Origin of the sequence: Rhodovulum kholense (assembly GCF_003053725.1) — a bacterium.
GTDB lineage: Bacteria > Pseudomonadota > Alphaproteobacteria > Rhodobacterales > Rhodobacteraceae > Rhodovulum > Rhodovulum kholense.
In genome coordinates this window covers 1-23406 of sequence record NZ_QAYC01000002.1, presented here as the reverse complement: position 1 = coordinate 23406, position 23406 = coordinate 1, and the positions used below count along the sequence as shown (strand labels likewise).

Annotated in this window: 27 protein-coding genes; 14 read left to right on the top strand and 13 right to left on the bottom strand. The window is 67.0% G+C overall.

The annotated features are described in order from the left end of the window. The first annotated feature begins 367 nt into the window (after nucleotides 1–367). The 7 genes from C8N38_RS02875 to trpB all read left to right on the top strand — a co-directional run bounded on the left by C8N38_RS02875 (nucleotide 368) and on the right by trpB (nucleotide 5803). Nucleotides 368–601 carry a hypothetical protein gene (locus C8N38_RS02875; protein WP_108023772.1) on the top strand — a complete coding sequence of 78 codons (234 nt, stop codon included), beginning with the start codon at nucleotides 368–370 and terminating at the stop codon, nucleotides 599–601. 258 nt (nucleotides 602–859) lie between these two features. Then, nucleotides 860–2542, top strand: a complete 1683-nt coding sequence (gene rpsA / locus C8N38_RS02870) for a 30S ribosomal protein S1 (protein WP_108023770.1) — start codon at nucleotides 860–862, stop codon at nucleotides 2540–2542. A gap of 283 nt (nucleotides 2543–2825) precedes the next feature. Further along, on the top strand, nucleotides 2826–3107 hold the full coding sequence (gene ihfB / locus C8N38_RS02865; protein ID WP_075786777.1) for an integration host factor subunit beta: 282 nt from the start codon (nucleotides 2826–2828) through the stop codon (nucleotides 3105–3107). Between the two features lie 16 nt (nucleotides 3108–3123). Beyond that, nucleotides 3124–3486: a lipopolysaccharide assembly protein LapA domain-containing protein gene (locus tag C8N38_RS02860; protein ID WP_108023769.1), complete on the top strand. Its 363-nt coding sequence runs from the start codon at nucleotides 3124–3126 to the stop codon at nucleotides 3484–3486. Between the two features lie 9 nt (nucleotides 3487–3495). After that, a complete protein-coding gene (locus C8N38_RS02855; protein ID WP_108023767.1) occupies nucleotides 3496–4152 on the top strand; it encodes a phosphoribosylanthranilate isomerase in 657 nt (218 codons plus the stop codon). Beyond that, entirely contained in the window at nucleotides 4149–4511 is a 363-nt protein-coding gene (locus C8N38_RS02850) for a hypothetical protein (RefSeq protein ID WP_108023765.1), read from the top strand. The genes C8N38_RS02855 and C8N38_RS02850 overlap by 4 nt, the downstream gene beginning before the upstream one ends. A gap of 62 nt (nucleotides 4512–4573) precedes the next feature. Next, nucleotides 4574–5803: a tryptophan synthase subunit beta gene (gene trpB / locus C8N38_RS02845; RefSeq protein ID WP_108023762.1), complete on the top strand. Its 1230-nt coding sequence runs from the start codon at nucleotides 4574–4576 to the stop codon at nucleotides 5801–5803. A 66-nt stretch (nucleotides 5804–5869) separates the two neighbouring features. Here trpB and C8N38_RS02840 read toward each other — a convergent pair whose 3' ends face one another. The 3 genes from C8N38_RS02840 to pth are packed head-to-tail and all read right to left on the bottom strand — an operon-like array spanning nucleotide 5870 to nucleotide 7990. Next, nucleotides 5870–6250 (bottom strand): DUF2237 family protein, encoded by a 381-nt coding sequence (locus C8N38_RS02840; protein WP_108023760.1) that lies wholly within the window; start codon nucleotides 6248–6250, stop codon nucleotides 5870–5872. Further along, the gene (locus tag C8N38_RS02835; protein ID WP_108023758.1) at nucleotides 6247–7302 is read right to left on the bottom strand and encodes a DUF2332 domain-containing protein; all 1056 of its coding nucleotides are present in this window, start codon (nucleotides 7300–7302) and stop codon (nucleotides 6247–6249) included. Before C8N38_RS02835 ends, C8N38_RS02840 begins: the two co-directional genes overlap by 4 nt. Before the next feature lies 1 nt (nucleotide 7303). Then, complete coding sequence (gene pth, locus C8N38_RS02830; protein WP_108023756.1) at nucleotides 7304–7990, bottom strand: aminoacyl-tRNA hydrolase; 687 nt, start codon at nucleotides 7988–7990, stop codon at nucleotides 7304–7306. A gap of 93 nt (nucleotides 7991–8083) precedes the next feature. Here pth and hmuQ point away from each other — a divergent pair, with 93 nt between their 5' ends. Continuing rightward, a complete protein-coding gene (gene hmuQ, locus C8N38_RS02825; RefSeq protein ID WP_108023755.1) occupies nucleotides 8084–8395 on the top strand; it encodes a heme-degrading protein HmuQ in 312 nt (103 codons plus the stop codon). A 220-nt stretch (nucleotides 8396–8615) separates the two neighbouring features. After that, nucleotides 8616–9149: a hypothetical protein gene (locus tag C8N38_RS02820; protein WP_108023753.1), complete on the top strand. Its 534-nt coding sequence runs from the start codon at nucleotides 8616–8618 to the stop codon at nucleotides 9147–9149. A 72-nt stretch (nucleotides 9150–9221) separates the two neighbouring features. Here C8N38_RS02820 and C8N38_RS02815 read toward each other — a convergent pair whose 3' ends face one another. The 4 genes from C8N38_RS02815 to C8N38_RS02800 all read right to left on the bottom strand — a co-directional run bounded on the left by C8N38_RS02815 (nucleotide 9222) and on the right by C8N38_RS02800 (nucleotide 12488). Continuing rightward, complete coding sequence (locus C8N38_RS02815) at nucleotides 9222–9836, bottom strand: 50S ribosomal protein L25/general stress protein Ctc (RefSeq protein ID WP_108023751.1); 615 nt, start codon at nucleotides 9834–9836, stop codon at nucleotides 9222–9224. A gap of 138 nt (nucleotides 9837–9974) precedes the next feature. Then, nucleotides 9975–11138, bottom strand: coding sequence for an alpha-hydroxy acid oxidase (locus C8N38_RS02810; protein WP_108023749.1), 1164 nt, complete (start codon nucleotides 11136–11138; stop codon nucleotides 9975–9977). A gap of 70 nt (nucleotides 11139–11208) precedes the next feature. Then, nucleotides 11209–11913 carry an EI24 domain-containing protein gene (locus tag C8N38_RS02805; protein WP_108023747.1) on the bottom strand — a complete coding sequence of 235 codons (705 nt, stop codon included), beginning with the start codon at nucleotides 11911–11913 and terminating at the stop codon, nucleotides 11209–11211. Beyond that, on the bottom strand, nucleotides 11910–12488 hold the full coding sequence (locus tag C8N38_RS02800; RefSeq protein ID WP_108023745.1) for a nitroreductase family protein: 579 nt from the start codon (nucleotides 12486–12488) through the stop codon (nucleotides 11910–11912). Before C8N38_RS02800 ends, C8N38_RS02805 begins: the two co-directional genes overlap by 4 nt. Nucleotides 12489–12582: 94 nt before the next feature. Here C8N38_RS02800 and C8N38_RS02795 point away from each other — a divergent pair, with 94 nt between their 5' ends. Continuing rightward, nucleotides 12583–12831, top strand: a complete 249-nt coding sequence (locus C8N38_RS02795) for a DUF167 domain-containing protein (protein WP_108024427.1) — start codon at nucleotides 12583–12585, stop codon at nucleotides 12829–12831. 268 nt (nucleotides 12832–13099) lie between these two features. Here the strand turns inward: C8N38_RS02795 and C8N38_RS02790 are convergent, their stop codons facing one another. Further along, nucleotides 13100–14458 carry a methyl-accepting chemotaxis protein gene (locus tag C8N38_RS02790; protein WP_108023743.1) on the bottom strand — a complete coding sequence of 453 codons (1359 nt, stop codon included), beginning with the start codon at nucleotides 14456–14458 and terminating at the stop codon, nucleotides 13100–13102. A 234-nt stretch (nucleotides 14459–14692) separates the two neighbouring features. After that, entirely contained in the window at nucleotides 14693–15283 is a 591-nt protein-coding gene (locus C8N38_RS02785; RefSeq protein ID WP_108023741.1) for a hypothetical protein, read from the bottom strand. 351 nt (nucleotides 15284–15634) lie between these two features. Here C8N38_RS02785 and C8N38_RS02780 point away from each other — a divergent pair, with 351 nt between their 5' ends. Then, complete coding sequence (locus tag C8N38_RS02780) at nucleotides 15635–16969, top strand: putative bifunctional lysylphosphatidylglycerol flippase/synthetase (RefSeq protein ID WP_146176216.1); 1335 nt, start codon at nucleotides 15635–15637, stop codon at nucleotides 16967–16969. Nucleotides 16970–17196: 227 nt separating this feature from the next. Further along, the gene (locus tag C8N38_RS02775) at nucleotides 17197–17799 is read left to right on the top strand and encodes a nitroreductase family protein (RefSeq protein WP_108023737.1); all 603 of its coding nucleotides are present in this window, start codon (nucleotides 17197–17199) and stop codon (nucleotides 17797–17799) included. 83 nt (nucleotides 17800–17882) lie between these two features. Here the strand turns inward: C8N38_RS02775 and C8N38_RS02770 are convergent, their stop codons facing one another. Further along, nucleotides 17883–18458: a helix-turn-helix domain-containing protein gene (locus tag C8N38_RS02770; RefSeq protein ID WP_108023735.1), complete on the bottom strand. Its 576-nt coding sequence runs from the start codon at nucleotides 18456–18458 to the stop codon at nucleotides 17883–17885. A gap of 107 nt (nucleotides 18459–18565) precedes the next feature. Between C8N38_RS02770 and C8N38_RS02765 the strand changes: the two genes are divergently transcribed. Continuing rightward, entirely contained in the window at nucleotides 18566–19759 is a 1194-nt protein-coding gene (locus tag C8N38_RS02765; RefSeq protein ID WP_108023733.1) for a benzoate/H(+) symporter BenE family transporter, read from the top strand. A gap of 8 nt (nucleotides 19760–19767) precedes the next feature. Here C8N38_RS02765 and C8N38_RS02760 read toward each other — a convergent pair whose 3' ends face one another. Then, nucleotides 19768–20733: a pirin family protein gene (locus tag C8N38_RS02760; RefSeq protein ID WP_108023731.1), complete on the bottom strand. Its 966-nt coding sequence runs from the start codon at nucleotides 20731–20733 to the stop codon at nucleotides 19768–19770. A 199-nt stretch (nucleotides 20734–20932) separates the two neighbouring features. Here C8N38_RS02760 and C8N38_RS02755 point away from each other — a divergent pair, with 199 nt between their 5' ends. Beyond that, on the top strand, nucleotides 20933–21127 hold the full coding sequence (locus C8N38_RS02755; RefSeq protein ID WP_108023729.1) for a heavy-metal-associated domain-containing protein: 195 nt from the start codon (nucleotides 20933–20935) through the stop codon (nucleotides 21125–21127). A gap of 18 nt (nucleotides 21128–21145) precedes the next feature. Here C8N38_RS02755 and C8N38_RS02750 read toward each other — a convergent pair whose 3' ends face one another. Together C8N38_RS02750 and C8N38_RS22250 are read right to left on the bottom strand one after the other, a co-directional pair. Further along, complete coding sequence (locus C8N38_RS02750; protein WP_158272290.1) at nucleotides 21146–21778, bottom strand: Hint domain-containing protein; 633 nt, start codon at nucleotides 21776–21778, stop codon at nucleotides 21146–21148. Between the two features lie 186 nt (nucleotides 21779–21964). Then, entirely contained in the window at nucleotides 21965–22351 is a 387-nt protein-coding gene (locus C8N38_RS22250; protein WP_425440018.1) for a calcium-binding protein, read from the bottom strand. Nucleotides 22352–23406 lie beyond the last annotated feature (1055 nt).

Here is a 23406-nt window from a genome sequence, read left to right as displayed (position 1 = left end):
TTTGCGGAAACCTGTGGCGGATCGGCCGCAGGGCGCGCGACGCCTTGCAAGGCAGATTGCCGAATCGGCCGATCCGTGGCATGGAGCCCGCGTCCGAAACACGCAAACATGAGGGGGCGTGACATGCAGTTCACCTATCGCGCATCCCTCTGGCGATTCGGCACCTTTGCCGGCACCGGCGTATCGCAGCGAACTTATTCGCGCCGATGATCCGGTCGGCCTGATCCGTCAGGCCTGAGCCCGCACCCCTCCGACCATCCACCGTCCGGATCCCGGCCGCCCTGCGCGTTCCTTCGTCCGGACTCCCTTTTCATCACGACACCATTCAATGGGCGTCCCCGCAGGGGGAGGCCTGCGGAGACAAATCATGAACATCCTCGCAGACCGGCGGGCGGGCCGGATCGAACCGCCGATACCCATCGCGATCGTCATCGAGCAGCACGGCGCCTGGAGCGTGCTGTTCGCGGCGATCGCGGCCCTCTTCGACGGGCGCGGCCGTCCGGGCGATGCCCGGCTGGGACAGCTCGACAACCACCTGCGGCGCGACATCGGTCTGCCGCCGCTGCCGCCCCGCCGGTCCGAACCGCCGCGCTGGATGTGAGGACGGGATCGGGGCGACCAACCGCGGGCCCCCGCCCGGATGGCGTCGGGCGGGGGCTGCCCCCTTGCGGGATGGGCGAAAACCCTATATTAGGACGCCCGTCGAAAAAGGCGAAAACGCCGGTGGCGAAGGCGAGCAGGGGTCGGACGTTCTCCGGCCCTCTTTGTTATACGGAACGGCGCCCGCACTGACCAATCCAAGACCGGCGGAGACAACCGCCCGGCCAGAAAACAGATCGTAAAGGAAACCTGAGACCACATGGCTCAAAGCGCATCCATGGAGGACTTCGAAGCCCTCCTCAACGAAAGCTTCGAAATCGACACGCCGTCCGAAGGCAGCGTTGTCCGCGGCAAGATCATCGCCATCGAGGCGGGTCAGGCCATCATCGACGTCGGCTACAAGATGGAAGGCCGCGTCGATCTGAAGGAATTCTCCAATCCGGGCGAGGCCCCCGAAGTCACCGTCGGCGACGAGGTCGAGGTCTACCTGGATCGTGTCGAAAACGCCCGGGGCGAAGCCGTCATCAGCCGTGACAAGGCCCGTCGCGAAGAAGCCTGGGACCGTCTGGAAAAAGCCTATGCCGAGGATTCCCGCGTCGAAGGCGCGATCTTCGGCCGCGTCAAGGGCGGCTTCACGGTCGACCTGGGCGGCGCCGTGGCGTTCCTGCCCGGCAGCCAGGTCGATGTACGTCCGGTGCGCGATGCCGGCCCGCTGATGGGCCTGAAACAGCCGTTCCAGATCCTCAAGATGGACCGCCGCCGCGGCAATATCGTGGTCTCGCGCCGCGCGATCCTCGAAGAGTCCCGTGCCGAGCAGCGCGCCGAAATCATCGGCAAGCTCAACGAGGGCGATGCCGTTGACGGTGTGGTCAAGAACATCACCGAATACGGCGCCTTCGTGGATCTGGGCGGTGTCGACGGGCTGCTGCACGTCACCGACATGGCCTGGCGCCGCGTCAACCATCCGTCGGAAATCCTGTCGATCGGCGAGACCGTCAAGGTTCAGGTCATCAAGATCAACAAGGAAACCCATCGTATCAGCCTCGGCATGAAACAGCTGCAGGCCGACCCGTGGGATTCGGTCGAGCGGAAATTCCCGCTGGGCACCGTCCACAAGGGCCGCGTGACCAACATCACCGACTACGGCGCCTTCGTCGAGCTGGAGCCTGGTGTCGAGGGTCTGGTCCACGTCTCGGAAATGTCCTGGACCAAGAAGAACGTCCATCCCGGCAAGATCGTCTCGACCTCTCAGGAAGTCGACGTCATGGTGCTGGAGATCGACACCGCCAAGCGCCGCGTGTCGCTGGGCCTGAAACAGACCATGCGCAACCCGTGGGAGGTCTTCTCGGAGACCCACCCGATCGGCACCGAGGTCGAGGGCGAGGTCAAGAACATCACCGAATTCGGTCTGTTCATCGGTCTCGACAACGACATCGACGGCATGGTTCACCTCTCCGACCTCAGCTGGGAACAGCGCGGCGAAGAGGCGATCCAGGAGTACCGCAAGGGCGACATGGTGCGTGCCGTGGTCACCGAGGTGGATACCGACAAGGAACGCATCTCGCTGTCGGTCAAGGCGCTTGAAGGCGACCCCTTTGCCGAAGCCGTTGGCGGCGTGAAACGCGGCTCGATCATCACCGTCACCGTGACGGCGATCGAGGATGGCGGCATCGAGGTGGAATACGAAGGCATGAAATCCTTCATCCGCCGCTCGGATCTGTCGCGTGACCGGTCCGAACAGCGCCCCGAGCGCTTCCAGGTGGGCGACCATGTCGACGTCCGCGTGACCAACATCGACACCAAGACCCGCCGTCTGGGCCTGTCGATCAAGGCGCGCGAGATCGCCGAAGAGAAGGAAGCCGTCGAACAGTATGGCAGCTCGGATTCGGGTGCCTCGCTGGGCGACATTCTGGGCGCCGCGCTGAAAGGCGAAGATCGCTGATCGCGACCCTGTGCTGAACGGGAACGGCTCCGCAACCTTTGCGGAGCCGTTCTTTTTTGCGAATCGCAGGCGCCGAGTCGCGGCTTTTGCCCGGGCGTCATCCGTGCTTGGCGAAGTCAATTCCGGATTGGCAGCCCCCGCTTTGCAACCTTGAGGTGTTTCAGGGGCTTTCACCCGTCTTTTCAATGGGTTTCTGTTTCGCAGCCGCGCATTTCGCGGCTATAGTCCGCAAGCCTCAGCTGCGCATAATCGGCAATGGCCTTGACCTAGGGACAGACATCAAATGATCCGTTCGGAATTGATCCAGAAAATTGCAGAAGAGAACCCGCATCTTTATCAGCGGGATGTCGAGAGAATTGTGAATACCATCTTCGAAGAGATCATCTCGGCCATGGCGCGGGGCGATCGGGTGGAGTTGCGCGGTTTCGGCGCGTTCTCGGTCAAGCAGCGCGACTCGCGCACCGGGCGCAATCCGCGCACCGGCGAGTCGGTGCAGGTCGACGAGAAATGCGTGCCTTTCTTCAAGACCGGCAAGCTGCTACGTGATCGGCTGAACGGAAAATAACAACCGAGTCTCCGCTATGCGCCTGATCCGCTACCTGTTTCTCGTCCTTCTCGCCATCTGCCTCGTGGTTGTGGCGACCGCCAATCTCGACCCGGTCTCGGTGACCCTGTTGCCCGGCGAACTGGCGACCTATTCCGGTTTCCAGTTCACCGCCGAGGTGCCGCTTTATGTCGTGGGCTTTGGCGGCATGCTGCTGGGCCTGCTGATCGGCTTTTTCTGGGAGTGGCTGCGCGAAAGCAAGCACCGCTCGGTTGCGTCGCGGCAGCGGCGCGAGACGGCGCGGATGCAGCGCGAGCTTGACCGGCTTCAGGCCGAAAAGCGCCGCAACGACGGGCATGACGACGTGCTGGCACTGATCGAGAAGGGCGGCACCCGCTAGGGGCCGGCCATGTCAGACAGTATCCGGGTCAAGATCTGCGGGCTGACCTCGCCCGCCGCCGTCGAGGCTGCGGCGCAGCTGGGCGCGTCCTATCTGGGCTTCGTCTTCTTCCCCAGATCCCCCCGCCATCTGGAGATCGAGACGGCGCGCACGCTGGCCATGGCGGTACCGCCGGGTCTTGCCAAGGTCGCGCTGACCGTCGACGCGGACGACGCGGCGCTCGAGGCGCTGCTCGACCGCGTGCCGATCGACATGCTGCAACTGCACGGGCACGAGAGCCCCGACCGCGTGGCCGAGCTGCGCGCCCGGTTCGGGCTGCCGGTGATGAAGGCGGTCGGCGTGGCGGACGAGGCCGATCTGCCCGCCCTGGCGGATCATGCCCGGGTCGCCGATCAGATCCTGGTCGATGCCAAGCCGCCGAAGGATGCGGCGTTGCCCGGCGGCAACGGGCTGGCCTTCGACTGGCGGCTGATCGCCGGGCGGCGCTGGCCGGTGCCGTGGATGCTGGCGGGTGGGCTCACGCCCGGCAATGTCGCCGAGGCCATCGCGCTGACCGGCGCGCGGCAGGTCGACGTGTCGTCGGGGGTCGAATCGGCCCCCGGGGTCAAGGACGAGGCCCTGATGGGCCGGTTCATCGCCGCCGCGGGCGGCAAGGAGAGAACATGAAGGGACTTCTGGGACTGATCGCGTTGCTGGCGGTGGCCGGGCTGGCTCTGGCCTTTACCAAGCCGACCGAGGCCGATTTCGAGGCCGCGCTCGAGACGCAGCTGCTGGACCGGATCGACCGTGCCGAGCCCGATACGCAAAGCAACCCGGCCAGCGCCGTTCTGCTGGCGACCTGCAAGCTTGGCCGCACCCAGTGTGCCGAGCTGATCCGGTCGATGATCTCGCTCGACTATCAGGACAAGGTGCTGTTCGCCATGGCCGACGTGTCGCTGGGCGGGCGCGAGGGCGGGGTCTGTTACGGCGCCGCGACGCGGATCTTCTGCCGCGAGACCGGAAACGGGGCCGCAAACGGGCGCTGACCCCTTGCCGCGCGCGGTCCGCGCCAGTAGGCAAGGGCGACTGACCCGCGCGGGAGGCTCCCATGCCCGATGACATCCTGAATTCCTACAAGACCGGTCCCGACGAGAACGGCCGGTTCGGCATCTTCGGCGGCCGCTTCGTCTCCGAGACGCTGATGCCGCTGATCCTGGAGCTCGAGGCGCAATACGAGCACGCCAAGACCGATGACAGCTTCTGGGCCGAGATGGACTTCCTGTGGAAGCACTATGTCGGCCGCCCCTCGCCCCTCTACTTCGCCGAGCGGCTGACCGAACGGCTGGGCGGGGCCAAGGTCTATTTCAAGCGCGACGAGCTGAACCATACCGGCGCGCACAAGATCAACAACGTGCTAGGCCAGATCATCCTCGCCCGCCGCATGGGCAAGACCCGGATCATCGCCGAGACGGGGGCCGGGCAACATGGGGTCGCGACCGCGACGGTCTGCGCGAAGTTCGGCCTGAAATGTGTCGTCTACATGGGCGCGACCGATGTCGAGCGGCAAAAGCCCAACGTCTTTCGCATGCGCCTGCTGGGGGCCGAGGTGGTGCCGGTCACCTCGGGCCGCGGCACACTGAAGGACGCGATGAACGACGCGCTCCGGGATTGGGTGACCAATGTCCGCGACACCTTCTATTGCATCGGCACGGTCGCGGGTCCGCACCCCTATCCGGCGATGGTGCGCGACTTCCAGTCCATCATCGGCACCGAGGCCAAGGCCCAGATGCTGGAGGCCGAGGGCCGTCTGCCCGACACCATCATCGCGGCCATCGGCGGCGGGTCGAACGCCATGGGGCTGTTCTATCCCTTCCTCGACGATGCCTCGGTCCGGATCATCGGAGTCGAGGCCGGCGGGCATGGCGTTGACGACCGGATGGAACATTGCGCCTCGCTGACCGGCGGGCGTCCGGGCGTGCTGCATGGCAACCGCACCTATCTGTTGCAGGACGAGGACGGGCAGATCCTGGAGGGGCACTCGATCTCGGCCGGGCTCGACTATCCGGGCATCGGGCCGGAACATGCCTGGCTGCACGATATCGGGCGGGCCGAATATGTTTCGGTCACCGACCGCGAGGCGCTGGCCGCGTTCCAGCTGTCCTGCGAGACCGAGGGCATCATTCCCGCGCTGGAGCCGAGCCACGCGCTGGCCCATGTGATCAAGATCGCGCCCGGGCTGCCGGCCGATCACCTGATCTGCATGAACATGTGCGGCCGGGGCGACAAGGACATCTTTGCCGTGGCGCGCTATCTGGGCTTCGGCATGGACGAGGCCTGAGGGCCGATCCGAGTGCGGGGCGCGAGCACGCGCCCTGCCGGGATCGGGGCAGGCGGGGCGCGGACCTCAGCCGTCGTCGGCGTGCAGCGTCAGCACCTCGAGCGGCACCACCTCCAGCGCGGCGCGATGGGTGGCGGTCAGCTTGACCCGCGGCGCGCAGCCCTCGTCATGGGCCTGCAGGAAGCGCGCGGCGCACAGGCACCAGCAGTCGCCCGGGGTCAGGCCCGAAAAGCCGAATTCGGGGCGCGGCGTGGTCAGGTCGTTGCCGACATATTTGGAATAGGCGAGGAATTCGGCGGTCATCACCGCGCAGACCGTATGGCTGCCGGTATCCTCGGGGCCGGTGTCGCAACAGCCGTTGCGATAGAACCCGGTCAGCGGCGCGGTCGAACAGGGGTCGAGCCGACCGCCCATGACGTTCAGCGAGGGAGCCTTGCGGTCTGTCATGTCCGTCCTTCCTCGTTTCCGGTTGTCTCCGCCGCAGTCCAGCGGACCCAGCGGCCGTGGAAATCGGCGCGGCCGACGACGCGCGGCGAGCCGCCGGGCCAGAGCGTGATCCGAAGCGCCGCGCCGTGGCCGCCATCGGCCTCCATCTCGACCCGGGCCAGCGGCGCGGTCTCGGTGGCCCGGGCGCCGGCTTCGGCGATCAGCCGGTCGCCTTCGGTCCGTGCCGCTTCGGGCAGGTACTGCCAGGCCACGGTGTGAAAGATCATGTGCAGCGCGCCGGGGGCCGGATCTGCCAGCCGCCGGGCCAGCCAGGGCAGGGCGTCCTCCCGGTCGACCGGGGCAGGGGGCTCGGCCAGGGCCGCATCCGTCAGGCGCCGCCGGTCGGGCTGGTCGGGCCAGAGATAGGCCCGGAGCCGCAGCGCGCCCTCGGGCGTGCTGCCCTCGATCGGGTTCAGATCGACGCCGCGCCGGTCGATCACCCGGGGGGTGGCCCTCGGCGGGGCGGGGCCCTGCCAGTCGGGGGCGAGGCGCAGCCGGGCATCGACCGGCCCATAGGACCCCTCGGGCAGATCCAGCGCGTAGTGGTCCCAGTTCAGGTTCAGCCCGGCGCTCGCGCCGATCTCGGACAGCACCAGCGGCAGCCCCGTTGTCGCCGTCAGCCACTGACCCGCTGCGATCAGCACCGCCGAGCGGCGCACCTCGTTGGTCTGGGGCGGGCTGTCGAGCCAGCGCATCAGTTGGGCCTCATGGGTCGTCAAGGCGGCCTCGATCTCGGCCCAGAGGCCGTCCGGGTCGGGATCGACGGGCGGGTAAAGCGCGGCCAGACCGGGCGCCGCGCCCGACAGCACCAGCCCGTGCAGGGCGCCCGCGAGCCTCAGTGGCACCGATTGCCCGCCCGCGCCCAGCGTACCCTCCCAGCCCAGCAGCCGGTCCGCGACCGCGCAGCCGGGCTGCAGCCGCTCGGCCGCAAGCCGCAGAAGCCCTGCGGTGAAGGGCGATCCCAGCCGCGCGCAGGCGGCGGCCTGATCGGTGCAGGCGGCCCGCAGGTTCATTCTAGCGGAACCGGTCGGCAAGTTTTTGCAGGGCCGAGCGCGGGTCCTCGGACGGCTCGGGCGGCGGGGCGGCGGGTTTCGGCGCCGGTGCGTGTGCCCCGGCCGAGGCCCCGTTTCGCGCAGGCGCGATCCGCAGCGCCACAGCATTCAGAAACCTGGCGCCATCGCCCCGTGCCAGATCGGCGGCGCCGTCCGAGATACCGCGCAGCAGATCGTCCAGCCAGTCGCGGTCGGCCTTGGCGAAATCGGACAGCACATAGCCCGAAACCCGGTCCTTGTGCCCCGGGTGGCCGATGCCCAGCCGCACGCGCTCGTAATCCGGCCCCAGATGCTGGTGGATCGAGCGCAGCCCGTTATGGCCCGCATGCCCGCCGCCCGATTTCAGCCGGCACTTGCCGGGCGCGAGGTCCAGTTCGTCATGAAACACGGTCACATCGGCGGGGGTGAGCTTGTAGAACTGCACCGCCGCCTGCACCGCGTCGCCCGACAGGTTCATGTAGGTTTCGGGCTTCAGCAGGACCACCTTCTCGGGGCCCAGCCGCCCTTCGGCGGTCTGGCCCTTGAACTTCGCCCGCCAGGGCGAAAAGTGATGGTCTTCGGCGATCCGGTCGACCGCCATGAAGCCAATATTGTGCCGGTTGCCCGCATATTGCGCGCCCGGATTCCCGAGGCCCACGAAGAGACGCATTCGTGATCTCCTGCCGCTTGCTCTTTCGTCCTTGATGCCCTGAACTGCGGCAAAAGGCCAGAACCGGCCGGATCGGGAACGAGGAGGCGACCCATGTATCTGACGATGAACCGTTTCAAGGTGAAGCCGGGATCAGAGGAGGCGTTCGAGGAGGTCTGGAAGACCCGCGACAGCCATCTGAAGACGGTGCCGGGGTTCGTCGGGTTTCACCTGCTGAAGGGTCCCGACAAGGAGACCTACCGGCTTTACGCCTCGCATACCTTCTGGGAGAGCGAGGCCGCCTTTACGGCCTGGACGAAATCCGAGGCCTTCCGCGCGGCGCATAAGGGCGCCAAGGGGCCGTCCGACATGTATCTGGAACCGCCCGAGCTGGAAATCTTCGAATCGGTGCAGGCCCTGAGCTGAACCGGTCGCCTCGGGACCACACAGTGTTGCGGGGGGCTCCGAACTTCTCGAATAGCCTTCGGACTCAGTCTTGTAGAAAGGGCGCTGGCGTTGCCGACGCGCCCCGAACTGCGCGCGTTGCTCCGGGGCCGAGGGGGAGAAACCCTTTGGCAACGCCCCCGTGCCTACCCTGTCTGTCAAGCCCCATGGCTGGGGTCGATCCAGACGGCGAGGCATTCCCATGCGTGACCCGGTCCGAGTTCTCTTCCTGTGGTTTCCCCTGCACGGCCTGATCGCACTGATGACGGTCCTTGGCGGGGCCGGCGATGCGCGAGCCGTGCCGCTTGCGATGGACCCGCAGTTCGAGGCTGCCGTGACGGGTGATTGGGGCGCCGATCCTGCCACGCTGTCGGATGGGGTGGCGACGGCGCGGCTGCAGGCGGGCATCCTTTGTGCGGCCTGGGCGCGCGACATGATCGGCCAGCACTGGCGCCGCCTCGATCATGAGGATGGCCCAGGCACCTGGTCGGCAGATCGTCAGACGCTGTGGTTCCAACTGGGCTGGATCGCGGAATTCGAACGGCGCTATCTTCGGCCCCGGATCGACGCCGAAAGCCAGGAGGCGCTGCAGGCGGCCTGGTGGCCCGAGGGTGTCTCGACCCAGGCAGGCAGTTCCGAGGCGGCGCAGATCCACCGGTTCTGCCTGCGGCTGCCGGGGCTGTTCGGATCGATCGATCCCGATGCCCCGCCGCGCGACCCTGCGATGCTGCGCTAGCCGCCAAAGCAAAACGGGACCCCGAGGGCCCCGTTCGTTGAAAGCTTGCGGCGATGCGCCAGCAGCAGCCGATTACTCCTCGGCAGCCTCTTCCTCGTCTTCGGCCGAGCGCAGGCCCGACGGCGCCGAGATGTTGGCGATCACGAAGTCGCGGCCGGTGATGGTCGGCGTGGTGCCTTCGGGCAGCGCGATGTCCGAGATGTGGACGATGTCGCCGATGTTCAGCGCCGAGACGTCGACCGTCAGTTTCTCCGGGATGTCGCCGGCGGTGACCACCAGTTCGACCTCGGGCCGGACCACGGTCAGAACGCCGCCGCGCTTGAGGCCCGGGGATTTCTCTTCGCCCACGAATTCGACCGGGATGTAGAGGTTGATCCGCGAGGTGCGGCGCAACCGCATCAGGTCCACATGGGTCGGCAGGTCCTTGACCACGTCGCGCTGAACGCCGCGGCAGATCACCCGCACGTCTTCCTGACCGTCAACTTTCAGGTTGAACAGCGTCGACAGGAAGCGGCCGGCTTTCAGGCGCTTCAGCAGCTCGTTGTACTTGAGGTTGATCGGAAGCGGTTCGGCGCCGCCGCCATAGACGATACCGGGGACAAGGTTCTCACGGCGTGCTTGACGAGCGGCCCCCTTGCCTGTCCCCGTCCGTACCGTGGCGTTAAGATCAGGGATCTCACCAGCCATTGGTCTATTCTCCTAAGGTTGTGGGCATCCTCCAAGGGTGTATGCCCGATGAAGCCGTGCCCATAGCCGAGCCGGGGCCGGATTGGAAGGGGGAAAATGGGCCGCTGAAGCCCGGATCAGACAAGGTTCAGGCCCGGTTCAGACCCAGTCGCCCTCGAAATCCTTCGGCACCAGCAGGATGTCGCGGTCGAGCCCGGCGATATTCTTGCGCCCGCACAGCGCCATGGTGGTGTCGAGCTCCTTGTGGATCACCTCCAGCGCCCGGGTCACGCCCGGCTCGCCCATCGCGCCCAGCCCGTAGATGAAGGCGCGGCCGATATAGGTGCCCTTGGCCCCCAGTGCGACCGCCTTCAGCACGTCCTGCCCGGACCGGATGCCGCCGTCGACATGCACCTCGATCTGGTCGCCCACGGCGCGCAGGATCGAGGGCAGGGCGCGGATCGAACTGAGCGCTCCGTCGAGCTGCCGCCCGCCATGGTTCGACACGACAATGGCATCGGCCCCGACATCAAGCGCGCGCTTCGCGTCCTCGGCATCGAGAATGCCCTTGAGGATCAGCTTGCCGCCCCAATCCTCCTTCAGCTTCTTCACCTGCGACCAGTCGAGCCGCGGATCGAAATTGCCGGCCGTCCAGTCGACCAGCGACGAGGCGTCGGTGACGCCCTTGGCGTGTCCGATGATGTTGCCGAAAAAGCGGCGTTTCGTTTGCAGCATCTCGAGCCCCCAGCCCCATTTGGTGGCCAGGTTGGCCATGGTCGGGAGGGTCATCTTGGGCGGGGCCGACAGCCCGTTCTTGAGATCCTTGTGCCGCTGGCCGAGGATCTGCAGATCGAGCGTCAGCACCAGCGCCGAACAGCGGGCGTCCTTGGCCCGCTGGATCAGGTTCGCGAGGTACTCCTGGTCGCGCATCACGTAAAGCTGGAACCAGAACGGCTTTTCGGTATGGGCCGCGACATCCTCGATGGAACAGATCGACATGGTGGACAGCGTGAAGGGCACGCCGAACTTCTCGGCGGCGCGGGCGGCCTTGATCTCGCCATCGGCGGCCTGCATGCCGGTCAGCCCGACGGGCGCCAGCGCGACCGGCATCGCGACATCCTGTCCGACCATCTGCGTGGCGGTCGAGCGGCCCTCCATGTCGACCGCGACCCGCTGGCGCAGCCGGATCCTTGCGAAATCCGAACTGTTGTCGCGGAACGTCTGTTCGGTCCAGCTGCCCGTCTCGCAGTAGTCGTAGAACATCTTGGGCACGCGGCGCTTGTAGATCCGGTGCAGGTCTTCGATCGTGGTGATGACGGGCATGGCCTTCCCTCGCTTTGGTAAGGTGCCATTACCAATCGCCGGGGGCCGCCGCAACGGCGAAGGGTGGCGCTCAGGCCGTTGCAGGGCGCGCGACGATCAGGCGGTTCACCAGATGGGTGAAGACCGCCGCGCCCAGGATCGGGATGACGAGGTTCACCAGCGGCAGGCTCAGCGGCACCGCCATCAGCAGCCCGGCCACAAAGATCGTCGCGCCATGGCGGCGGCGCAGGTTCCGCGCGCCCTGCCGGCCAAGCCGCCGCATCGCCGCCATCTGAAAATACTCGCGCCCCAGAAGGAAGCCGTTCACCGCCCAGAACAGGAACGGCGCGAACGGCCCGACGAAGAAGTACAGCACCAGAGCCACCAGGTTGACCGCCAGCACGACGCCGAGAAATCCAAGGCTGTCGCGGATCTGGTCGAAGACCGGGATCGGGGCGACTGGGGGCAGGGTCGGATAGTGGCGTGCCTCGACCGCCTCGGCCACGTCGTCAAGGAAGATGCCCGTGAAGGCCGAGGCCACCGGCACCATCAGGAACACCGACATCACGATCATCAGCAGGAATGAGGCACCCGACAGGATCTCGTCGACCCAGTGGATTTCGCCGATCCAGGGCAGGGTAAAGCTGTCGGGGACCAGCCAGCCGATCAGGACGAAGATCACGGCATAGATCGCCGCCAGCAGCAGCACCGACAGGCCGACGCCCAGAAACAGCACCCGGCGGAACGCGCGGTCGCCGATCTGGCCCAGCGTCTTGAGAAAGGCGGTCAGGATCATTCGGACACCCATTCGGTGATTGCAGCAATGTCGGGGCGCGGCCGCTCGGGCGGAGCCGCCGTTTCGGTGCCGATATGGACGATGCCCACCACGGTTTCGGTGTCGGCGAGCCCCAGCCCCTCGGCCAGGAAGCCGCGGTCATGGGCGGGCCAGCCGGTCAGCCAGTTGGCGCCCCAGCCCGAGGCAAGTGCCGCGTTCAGAAGCGCCAGGCACACGGCGCCGGCGGAATGGATCTGTTCGATTTCGGGCACCTTGGCCGAGGGCTTCGGCGCCGAGACGACGACGACCGCCAAGGGGCTTTGCGCATAGGCCGAGGCGGCCTTGGCAATGGCCTCCTCGGGCTGGCCAAGGGCGGCGCCCCGGGTCCGGACCAGCGCCTCGAGCCGGGTCAGCGCGGGCTTTTCCAGCACGATGAAGCGCCAGGGTTCGAGCTTGCCGTGATCGGGGCTGCGGGCCGCGGCGGTCAGGATCGGGATCAGCGCGTCCCGGGTCGGACCCGGCGAGGCCAGGGTCTTGGCGGGGCGCGACCGGCGGGTCAGCAGGAAGTCGAGCACCTCGGGGCGCGGGTCTGGCATGGGCCACCTCCTCTTTGCGCCTATATGGCGGCGGTCGGGGGCGGGGTTCAAGCCCGGCTTGACGCGCCGCCGTGGCCGGGGCAGCAAGGCGGGCATGACAGATCTGACCCATCTGGCGGTGCCCGGCACCGAGATCGCGGTGCGGGTGACGCCCCGCGCCTCGCGCGACCGGATTCTGGCCGAGGAGGGGCAGATAAGGGTCTACGTCACCGTGGTCCCCGAGGATGGCAAGGCCAATGCGGCGGTGACGAAGCTTCTGGCCAAGGCGCTGGGCGTTCCGAAGTCCCGGCTGGACCTCGTGCGCGGCCAAACCGCCCGCGACAAGGTTTTCCGGGTTCTCTAGCGGCGGGGGCCGCGCCCGATCCTTCCGGAATCGTCCCGATCGGCTTGTCGCGCTTTGGCCGACGGGCTGGACCTGCAGGCGTCGTCGGGGCCGGTCTCTTGGGCGCAGACGCGTGAGGGGCCGCCATCCCGGTCAGGACAGACTTCGTGCATAGGGTGCGAGACGATGCCGGGGCCGCAGAAGCGAGGCACATCAGGCGGGCAAGGCCCGCCCCCCAACCCGACGCGATCCCGGCAGGCCCGCCGCCGGGATCTTTCGCTTCTTGATCTCAGGCGGCGTTCGACGCGCGGAACGGCACCACCGAGCCTGCCGCCGGATAGCCGTCATTGGCGGTGCGGAAGATCGACACCTGCGCCGCAAGCTCGCGTGCCTCCGACGCCAGGCCCTGGCTGGCGGCGGTCGCCTGTTCTACCATCGCCGCGTTCTGCTGGGTCACGGTGTCGAGTTGACCGACGCCGGTGTTGATCTCGTTCAGCGTGATCGCCTGTTCCGAAGCGCCCGACGCGATCTGCGAGATATGTTCGCGCATGCCGGACACAGCCTCGATGATCCGGGTCAGCTCGCTGCCGGCATTGTTCACCAGCCCGACCCCAAGCTTGACGTTTTGGGTGCTTTCCTGAACCAGCGCGCTGATTTCCCCCGAGGCCTCGCCCGAGCGCTGGGCCAGGGCCCGCACCTCGGAGGCGACCACGGCGAAGCCGCGCCCGGCTTCGCCCGCGCGGGCGGCCTCGACCCCGGCGTTGAGCGCCAGAAGGTTCGTCTGGAAAGCGATGTCCTTCATGACCGAGAGGATCTGCGAGATCTTCTTGGACGAGGTATCGATCCGTGCCATCGCCTCGACCGCGTCTCCGACGACCCGGCCACCGCTTTCGGCCGTGGCCATGGCGCGGTCGGCCGACTGCTCGACATCCTTGATGGCGCTGGCCGCGCCCCGAACCGTCGCCGTCAGTTCATCGATGGCGGCGGCGGTTTCTTCCAGCGTGGCGGCCTGGGTTTCGGTCCGCCGCGACAGGTCGGACGAGGCCTGGCCGACTTCCTGAGCGGTCCGTTCGACGATGCTGGAGACGTCCTTCACCGTTGCAATGGTGGTCGAAAGCTGGCCGACGGCGCTGTTATAGGCATCGGCCAGCGCGGCGATATCCGGCAGGCCCGATCCCGGCACGCGGTGCGAAAGATCGCCGGACTGAAGCCGTTGCAGCCCCTTCGCGATCTCTTCGATGCCACTGTGCCGTTCGGTGATGTCGGTCGCGATTTTGATCACCCGGGTGGTGTGGCCGTTCTCATCGAGGCAGGGGGCATAGGTCGCCTGGATCCAGATGATCGAGCCGTTTTTTCGGATCCGCGGAAACTGGTCGGTGAAGGATTGACCGCTGCCCAGACCTTCCCAGAACGCCTTGTAGGCAGGGGTCTTGACGTAGTCGGGGTCCACGAACATCGAATGGTGCCGCCCGGCGATCTCGGCCTCGGTATAGCCGAGGGCTTTGAGGAAGTTCGCATTGGCGGTGATGATCGTGCCGTCCGGCCTGAACTGGATCGTCGCCTGCGTGCGGTCGATCACCGCGAAGAACGCCTGCGCCAGATCGGCTTTATCCTTCGCCGCGCTGTTTCGCTGAGACCGGCCGAACATCATGAACTCCTCCAAACGCATAGGTTGACAGAGGGGGTAGATCGGAAGCGTTACTTTTTCTATAATAATTATAGTTTGTAGTTAAATGGTTTATGGAAAGTCCCTTTGAATTCAGGGACATGTCTCGGGGGGTCGGCGCTGTCTTGGCTGAAGGCCGTCGCACCGGCGCGCAACCGGACCACGTGGCCGGCGACGCTTGGGCTGCGCCCGGTGGACAGTGGGCAGGCCGGCGGCCTAGCCGCGGCCGCGCCAGAACAACTCGCGCCCGAACGAGTAGAGAACGCCCGAGCTGAAAAGCACCAGCAGCACGCCCAGGACCTTCAGCAATCCGGCGATCCAGGACAGGACCGGCCAGGCCGGCAGGGTGTAGCCCACGATTGCCAGCCCGAGGCCCGCGAGGCCCAGCACGGCGAAGTCGCGCGCCATCGCGGCGGGTGTTTCCCAGCCCAGCGTATCGAGCATGGTCCGTCTTTTCGGCCGCTCGGCCTCGCGGTCGAGGGCGGGGTCGCGGAGCGCGGGCAGCTGGACCGGCCGGTCCGAGAGTTCGGTTGCGGACGAGGGGACGACCGGGGCGGGCTCGGCGGCGGGCTCGGCGGCGGGCGCGGTCTCGCGACGGGTCCGGCGCGGCAGGGCGCTCATCCAGCGATCCGCGCGGTCCGGGTTGCGCAGGTACAGCGCGCAGCCCCCGACCACGGCCAGCACCAGAATACAGACCGCCGTGAAGGTCGGGCCGATCAGCAGCCCGCACAGCACGACAAGATAGAGCGCCAGCAAAAAGAGCGCGATCCGGCCTCCCTGGCCGATGAGCTTCCGTAGGGACGGCATGTTGCACCTCTCTGACTGATAGCGGGGGTTTCGGACTGGATATGGGGCGATGCAAGAGGAAATGTCAGTGGCGGTTTGCCGCGTGCTGGTCCAGCCCGAAAATTCACGGGAACAAAGCCGCCCGCCGGGACGGGCGCGGGGGCGGGGAGAGGCCGTGCCCGGTCAGGGGGTGTTTTTCCTTTCGCCATCACCCGGGAATGACGCAACAGGGGTTGAGACGCCCCGAAACCGGTGCATGTCATAGTGCGCCGCAGACAGCCTTGCCGCGACCGGTCCGGCCTTCGGTCCGGGGGCGAAAAGGGATGGGCCCGGCCGCTCTGAGGCCAGTGAGACGAGAACGAGGGAGCGCGGGTGACAGAGCGCATGACAAGCCGGCCCGATCCGGCCCCGCGCGGGAAACTGGCGCGCGCGGGCCGCCTGCTGCTGACCGCGGCCTTCATCGGTATCGCGGTCTGGCTGCTGCGCGATGCCACGCACCAGATCGAGTTTTCCGAGATCACCGATGGCTTGCAGGCCGTGACGCGGACGCAGATCGCGCTTGCGGTGCTGGGAACGCTCGTCAGTTTCGTCTTTATCGGGGCGCTCGATCTGCTGTGCCTGAAAGAGATCGCGCCGGGTCGGGTGCCGGGGCGGGTGTCGGTGGCCACCGGGGCGGCGGCGACGGCGGTCTCGAACCTTCTGGGCGCCGCCTATGTGACCGGCGTCGGGGTCCGCTACCGGGCCTATTCGGTCTTCGGGCTGGGCGCCTCGCAGGTGGCGGTGCTGTTTGCCCATAACAGCCTTGCTTATTCGCTTGGGGCGCTGGTGCTTTATGGCGCGGTCCTTGCCGTGCATCCGGCCAGTATCGAGGGCGTTCTGCCGCTTTCGCCGCTGCTGCAGACCGTGATCGGTCTGTCGCTCCTGGCCCTGACGGCGCTGATTTGGGGGGCGATCCGCCTGCGCGCAGGCCGCCCGGTCCAGGTCTTCGGGCGGCGCATTCCGATGCCCGGTTTCGGCACGGCGGTGGCGCTGACGGGTGCGGTGGTGTTCGATCTGGTCGCGTCGGGGCTGGTGCTGCACGTGCTTTACCCGTCCGACCTATCGATCGGCTTTCTCGAATTCCTGGCGGTCTTCGGCATTGCCATCAGTCTGGGGATTCTCAGCCATTCGCCGGGCGGCCTTGGTGTTTTCGAGGCCACGATCCTGACCGCGACCGGGGCGCATGGCCGGGCCGATGCGCTGGCCGCGCTGATCCTCTATCGCGCGGTCTATACGCTTTTTCCGTTCCTGGCGGCCCTTGTCGCGGCCGGGGTGTTCGAGTTGCGCACCAACCGCGCCGTGCTCGCCCGGACCGCGCGGCGGGTCGGCGCGCGCCTGCGGCCCGCCGCTCCCGCCATCGTGGCGGGTCTTGTCGTAGCGGCGGGCGGCGGTCTGCTGCTGTCGGGCCTTCTGGGCCCCCTCGGACCCGAGATCGCCGTGCCGCCGGAACTGAGGGCGATGGCGCGGCCGCTGGCCATGGCCCTCGGTCTGGTGGCGCTGGCGCTGGCCGGGGCGCTGGCGCTGCGGTGGCGCAGGGCCCCGACGCTGACCCTGGCGGCACTGGCCGCTGGTGGCATGGCGCTCCTGGCCGAGGGACGTCCGACCGAGGCGGCACTGCTGCTTGGCCTTGTCGCCGGGCCGGTCTGGCTGCTGCGTCGGCTGCTTTAGGCCATCAGGCGGACCCTGTCGGACACGCGTAACGGGCCCCGAGGCGACCGCCAGTCCGCAGAGTTCCGGGCAGGGAGAGGCGATGTCGCCTGTCAAGAGCCCCGCGCCGGTCTTCCCGCCCGGTAAAGCACGCCCTCTGTGCGCAATGGAACAGCGGTTGCCATTGAAGCAGGTTTGCGTTCGCGAATACATAGGCTCGAACCCATTCCCCCCTCAGGAGATCCCCCATGTCCAACAAGACGCTCGACCTGCTGTCCAAACGCCGAACCCAATATGCTCTTGGCAAGACCCTCCCGATCCCGACCGATGCAGTCGAAGAGTTGATCAAGGCGGCGATCCGTCACGCGCCCTCCTCGTTCAACTCGCAAAGTTCGCGGGCGGTCATCCTGTTCGGCGCTGAAAGCGAGAAGGTCTGGTCGCTGATCGAGGCCGAGCTGCGCAAGATCGTTCCCGAGGACGCCTTCGCGCCGACCGCCGCCAAGATGGCCGGATTTGCCGCCGGCGCGGGCACGGTGCTGTTCTACGAGGATCAGGACACGATCCGCGGCCTGCAGGAGCAGTTCCCGCTTTATGCCGATGCGTTCCCGGGGTTTGCGAACCATTCCGCCGGGATGGCGCAGCTGGCGGTCTGGACCGCTCTGGCCGAAGAAGGCATCGGCGCGAGCCTTCAGCACTACAACCCGGTGGCCGATGCTGCGCTGGCCGAGGCCTTTGGCGTGCCCTCCAGCTGGAAGCTGATCGCCCAGATGCCCTTCGGGTCCCATGCGGGCGAAATCGGTCCCAAGACCTTCATCGAGGATGACACCCGCTTCATCACTCTCGGCAAGTAATCCGGCAGGTCGATCCTGTCAGGCACGATGCGGCGGCCCCGAAAAGGGGCCGCCGTTTTGGCGTCAGGCGCCGCGCCCTTCAGTCAGGCGTCTTCGGGCGGTCCGAACAGCGCGGTTCTGGGATAGTGCAGGGTATTGTGGAATGCGGCCGGGCTTTCGGCCGGATTGCGGTAGCCATGCGCCCGGTCGGCCGGAAAGCGCAGCCCGTCGCCTGCCCGGCAGGGCTTCCAGAGGTCGTCCAGCAGCACTTCGACCGCGCCTTCCGTGACAAAGATATCCTCGACCACGCCGGTATCATGCGCGGCCGACAGGTGGACCTGGCCGGGGTCGAGCGTCACCAGAAAGGTCTCTGACCCGAAGACGGGGTCGAAGGGAAAGATCGTGCGCATGGCGATGCTGCCCTCGAAGCGCATGGGCCGGGCCGCGGCGGGCGTGAAGGTGCCCGTGGTCTGCGCCAGATCCTCGATCAGCGCGGTCAGGGGCAGCTGGAAGCCGCGCGCCAGCTTCCAGAGCGTGGCGATGGTGGGGCTCGATTCGCCGCGTTCGATCTGACCCAGCATGGCCTTGCTGACCCCGGTCAGCTCGGCGGCCTGCGCAAGGCTCAGCCCCGCCCGGGCGCGGGCGGCCCTGAGATGGATCCGGATCGTCGTCTCTGTCATCCCTGTCGCGGCTCTTGTGCGTTATAGCGTCCGGCCGTTATAACCGCCGAACCCGGGCCTCTTCCGTCACAGTCCTAGCCCCGGGGCACAGGAAAGGCACGAGCGGAATGATTTTCGGGCTGAAACTCTCGCATCTGGTCGCGGGCTTCATCGCGGTCCTCTTGGGCTATACCAGCAGCGTCGCGATCATCTTTCAGGCCATCGACGTGCTGGGCGCCAGCCAGGCGCAGGCCAACAGCTGGATGCTGGCGCTGGGGCTCGGGATGGGGATCAGCGGCCTGATCCTGTCGCTGCGCTACCGGATGCCGATCCTGACCGCCTGGTCGACGCCGGGCGCGGCGCTTCTGGTGATCAGCCTCGACGGCGTGCCGGTGAACGAGGCCATCGGCGCCTTCGTCTTCTGCGGGCTCTTGCTGACGCTGACCGGGCTGACCGGCTGGTTCGAGAAGCTGTCGCATCTTATCCCCGACGCCATCGGCAATGCGATGCTGGCGGGCATCCTCTTCCAGTTCGGGCTGGGCATCTTCGCCTCGACCGAGGACAACCTGCCGCTGGTTGCGGTCATGGGCGCGGTTTATCTGGCCGGGCGGCGTCTTTTGCCGCGCTTTGCGATCCCGGCGGTCTTGCTGGCGGGCTGCCTCTTCTGTGCCGTGACCGGCGCCTTCGACAGCGGCGCGGCGGTCGATCTGTCGCTGGCGCGCCCGGTCTTCGTGATGCCCGCGCTGTCGCTGCCGGTGCTGATCGGGGTGGGCCTGCCGCTCTTCATCGTCACCATGGCCTCGCAGAACACCCCCGGCATCGTGACGCTGAGGGCGGCGGGCTACGTGCCGCCGGTTTCGGCCTGCGTGACGGTGACCGGGGTGACGACGCTGCTGCTGGCGCCCTTCGGGGGCTATGCGTTCAACCTGGCGGCCATCACTGCGGCGATCTGCGCCGGGCCCGAGGCGGACGACGACCCCGACACCCGCTACCGGGCGGTGGTGGTCGCGGGGCTTCTCTACTGCTTCGTCGGACTGATGGGGGCGGCGGTGATCAGTCTCTTCCTGATCGCGCCGAAGGCGCTGGTGGTCACCGTGGCCGGGCTGGCCCTGCTGAACACCATCGGCACCAGCCTGCATGCGGCGCTGGCGGCGCCCGAGCGGCGCGAGGCGGCGCTGGTGACCTTCATGACCACGGTGTCGGGGATCGGCTTTCTGGGCATCGGCGCGCCGTTCTGGGCGCTCTTGCTGGGCATCGGCACCGGGGCGGTGCTGGCGCCGCGCCGCGCCCGGGCGCCAGCGCCGGATCGGCGCCCGGCCTGAGCGCGCATTTATTTCCAGTCGCGCGGGCGGGTCCGGTCCAGTTCGGGCGGGATCGGGATGAATTCGGCCTCGTCCCCCGGGGGCAGGTGGAACGGGCCATTGGCCCAGTCGGCGGCCTGCCAGTCGGCCCGGGCCTGGGCGATGCGGTCCTTCGAGGACGAGACGAAGTTCCACCAGATATAGCGCGGCCCCTTCAGCGTCGCGCCGCCCAGCGCCATCAGCCGCGCGCCCTCTGGCCCGGCTGTCACGGAAATCGCGTCGCCGGGGCGGAAGATCATCATGCGCCCGGCCTCGAACCAATCGCCCGCCACCTCGATCGCGCCCTCGGCGACATGAATGCCGCGATCCTCGTGATCGTCGGGCAGAGGAAAGCGCGCGCCGGGGGCCAGCACGACGTCGAGATAGAAGGTTTCCGACGGCAGCGTCACCGGGCTCTCGGCGCCATAGGCCCGGCCGAGGATCAGCCGCGCCTCGGCGCCGCCCGCCTCGATCACCGGCAGCGCGTCCTTGCCGTGATGTTCGAAAGACGGCTCGGTCTCTTCGCGATCCTCGGGCAGGGCGATCCAGGTCTGGATGCCGAACAGGCTGTGCCGGGTGCCGCGCGTGGCTGCGCTCGTCCGTTCGGAATGGGTCACGCCGCGGCCCGCGACCATCCAGTTCACCTCGCCCGGATAGATCATCTGATGGCTGCCGATGCTGTCGCGGTGTTCGAATTCGCCGCGATACAGATAGGTCACGGTCCCAAGCCCGATATGCGGGTGCGGGCGCACGTCGATCCCGCCCGCGGTGAGGAATTCGGCAGGGCCCATCTGGTCGAAGAAGATGAACGGGCCGACCATCTGCCGCTTTGGCGAGGGCAGTGCGCGGCGCACCTCGAAGCCGCCGATGTCGCGGGCGCGCGGAATGATGAGGGTTTCCAGCGCGGCGCAGCCGGTCGCGCCGCTTTCGGGGTCCTGGGTCGGGTTCCAGCTCATGTCGGGTCTCCTGACGGTCCTGCAAGTGGCGCAAGGCGTCCCGCGGCCGCCTTGATCAAAATGTGGCCGACCGCCGCGATGTCCAGTCCCGGCGGCAGGGGCCGGGCGCGATCCGCGTCAGGGTCAATTCGGGGCTTGACCTTCCTGCGGCTGGAAGCTGCATGACGGGGGAAATTCCGGATCTCAGGAGGATTCTCAGATGAAATTCAGCGTGCCCGACATGACCTGCGGCCATTGCACCGCCGCCATCGAGAAGGCCATTCTTCAGCGCGACCCGTCGGCCGAGATTTCCTGCGATCTGGGAGCCCATACGGTCGAGACCAAAACCGCGCTGCCCGAGGCCGAGATCGCGGCCGCGATCGAAGGCGCGGGCTATTCAGCCGCCACGATCTGACCGGCCGTTGAGCCGCCCTCAGCCGGGCGACGCTTGACGATCATGGCCCGCAACAGGCGGCCTCGGGTCTTGCCCCGCCTCAGATCGGTCGCAGGGGGTCACGGCATCGGCGCGGCGCAGATCGGCCCGGGGCAGAAGCGGCCGGACCCGCGCCGAGCAGGGCGCGACCAGTCCCTTTGCCCCGAGCCTGCGCGCGAGGCCGGGCATCCGCAGCATCTCGGGACCGGCATGGAAGCTCTCGCTCCAGACGCCATCGACCTGCACCAGGGCATGGGGGGCCATCAGAAGGTGGATATAGTGCAGCGGGTTGGGGCGCCGGTTCTGGATACGGGCCAGGCCCAGTTCTTCGGCCAGATGGCGGGCGTGGACCAGAACCTCCCGCCCGTCGGCCTGCATCAGCACCCAAGGCTGGGGCGACAGGTGCATCCGGCGGTCGGGTCGTCCGGGTCCAAGCGCCGAGGGATCCACCACGACCGGGCGCAGTTCCGGCCGCCGCGCCAGCGTCGCGTGGTCGAGATCGGTCGTCAGCACGTCCCTGACCGGGCACGGACCCCGATCGAGGGTCAGGACCAGATCGCCGGGCCTCAGTTCGGTCAGGGGCTGCGGGCCCTCGGGGGGCGCGATCCGCGAACCGGCCGTAAAGCACGCCACGCTGAGATCCTCCGGGGCGGTATACGTGCCGCTGCCAAGCGCGGGCCCGAAGGTCGGCGGCGGTGATGGCGTCGCTCCAGCGATAGGTCAAGTCCAGCACCATCTTGTCGGCGGGGTCGCCGCCCGCGATGGTCACCTCCCAGATCTTCGGGTCTGCCGTGGCGGTAAAGACCAGATCGTCGGGGCTCATGTCGCCCAGATACAGATAGTCGATATCCGGGTTGAAATCCTGCACGTGGTTGGTGCCCGCGCCATGGCCGTAGGCGATGTACTTCGCCGAGCCCGAATAGCCGCCAGAAAGATCTGGTCGTCTCCCGCGCCCGCATCGACGAACGCGCCGCCATACTGGGCATGGATCGTATCGTTGCCGTCGCCGCCGAAGATGGTGGCGTTGTCCGAGGTCGAGGCGATGTAGTCGTCGCCCTCGCCACCATAAAGCAGATCGTCCTGCGACCCGCCGATCAGCCGGTCATTGCCCGCGCCGTCGAAGATCGTGTCTTCATAGGCACCGCCCTCGATGGTGTCGTTGCCATCGTCGCCGTAAAGCAGGTCGGCAAAGGCGTCGGCGGTGATGCTGTCACCGCCTGCCCCGCCATAGGCGGTGCCGGTGGAAGTAATGGCTTAGAATGACCCAGTCCTTAGCGGCTTGTGTGTACTCGCTGATTCCTTCGAGCCGGAAGGAGGGGATGCCAAGGCTGGATGGTTGTGAATTCGGCGTCGAGCGGTCCCCCAGTTCAGCTTAAAGGATCGCTTACTGGCATCGGTTGTAAGGAGGTCGGCTGACAGCCAGTCTCTCAGCGCACCTTCGAGTGCCCGGAGTTCTTTTTGGGTCGGTAAATCACCCACCGCCCGGCCATACCGGCGGGACCGGTTGTAGTGAGTGTGGCAGTAGGTGGATGCCCCATCGCGGCGCTGGTCGCACCCGTGGACGCCACAAGGTTGATCGGAGTTGACCGCCTTGAAGGCTTCGAGTTCATAGCGACGTTGAGCGCGATTGGCTGCCGACCGATGATGCCGAGGCACCTTCGGAAGAGGGTCAGCCATCTTTGCCAACCCTATCGTCGCTTTGCTCCCCTAGCGTGACCTTCCGACGCTTGGCTCCCTTGCGGAAGGTGGAGAGGGCGAATTGCGGGCATCTTGGTACCCGCTTTCCTCGCTTCGGATGGTCATACCAACCTCGGCTAGAGCTTTCCTGGCCTCAGAATTGTGCGGGTATAGAAAGGCTCGCGCATATTTGCGCCAATCGGCGTGCGAGATGCATAATTCTGCGCGGACATCGGAAAGACGGTATTCACCTTTGTCTGCGCTCTCAAATAAATGAATGACGCAGATGGTAATGTATTTTACTTGCGTGGTTTCTTAATCAAAAAGGTGCTGCCAGTTGGCCTCAAGTCAACCCAAAGTGAAACCAAAGAAATAACTGGCGGAGCGAATTGGCGTTTTACTGAGGAACTCAGTCATGTCAGACGCCCTCACGGGTGTCGTAGAGGTGCGAAAGGGGCGCTGTTGCGCAAATCAGCTGACGACCGCAGTTCCCCTTTCCCCGGACACACTTATCCCATGGCCACGGTGAGCGGGATGCCGAGCGCCGTGAAGCGGTTGAGGACCGCCGCCCGGATCTGGACTTC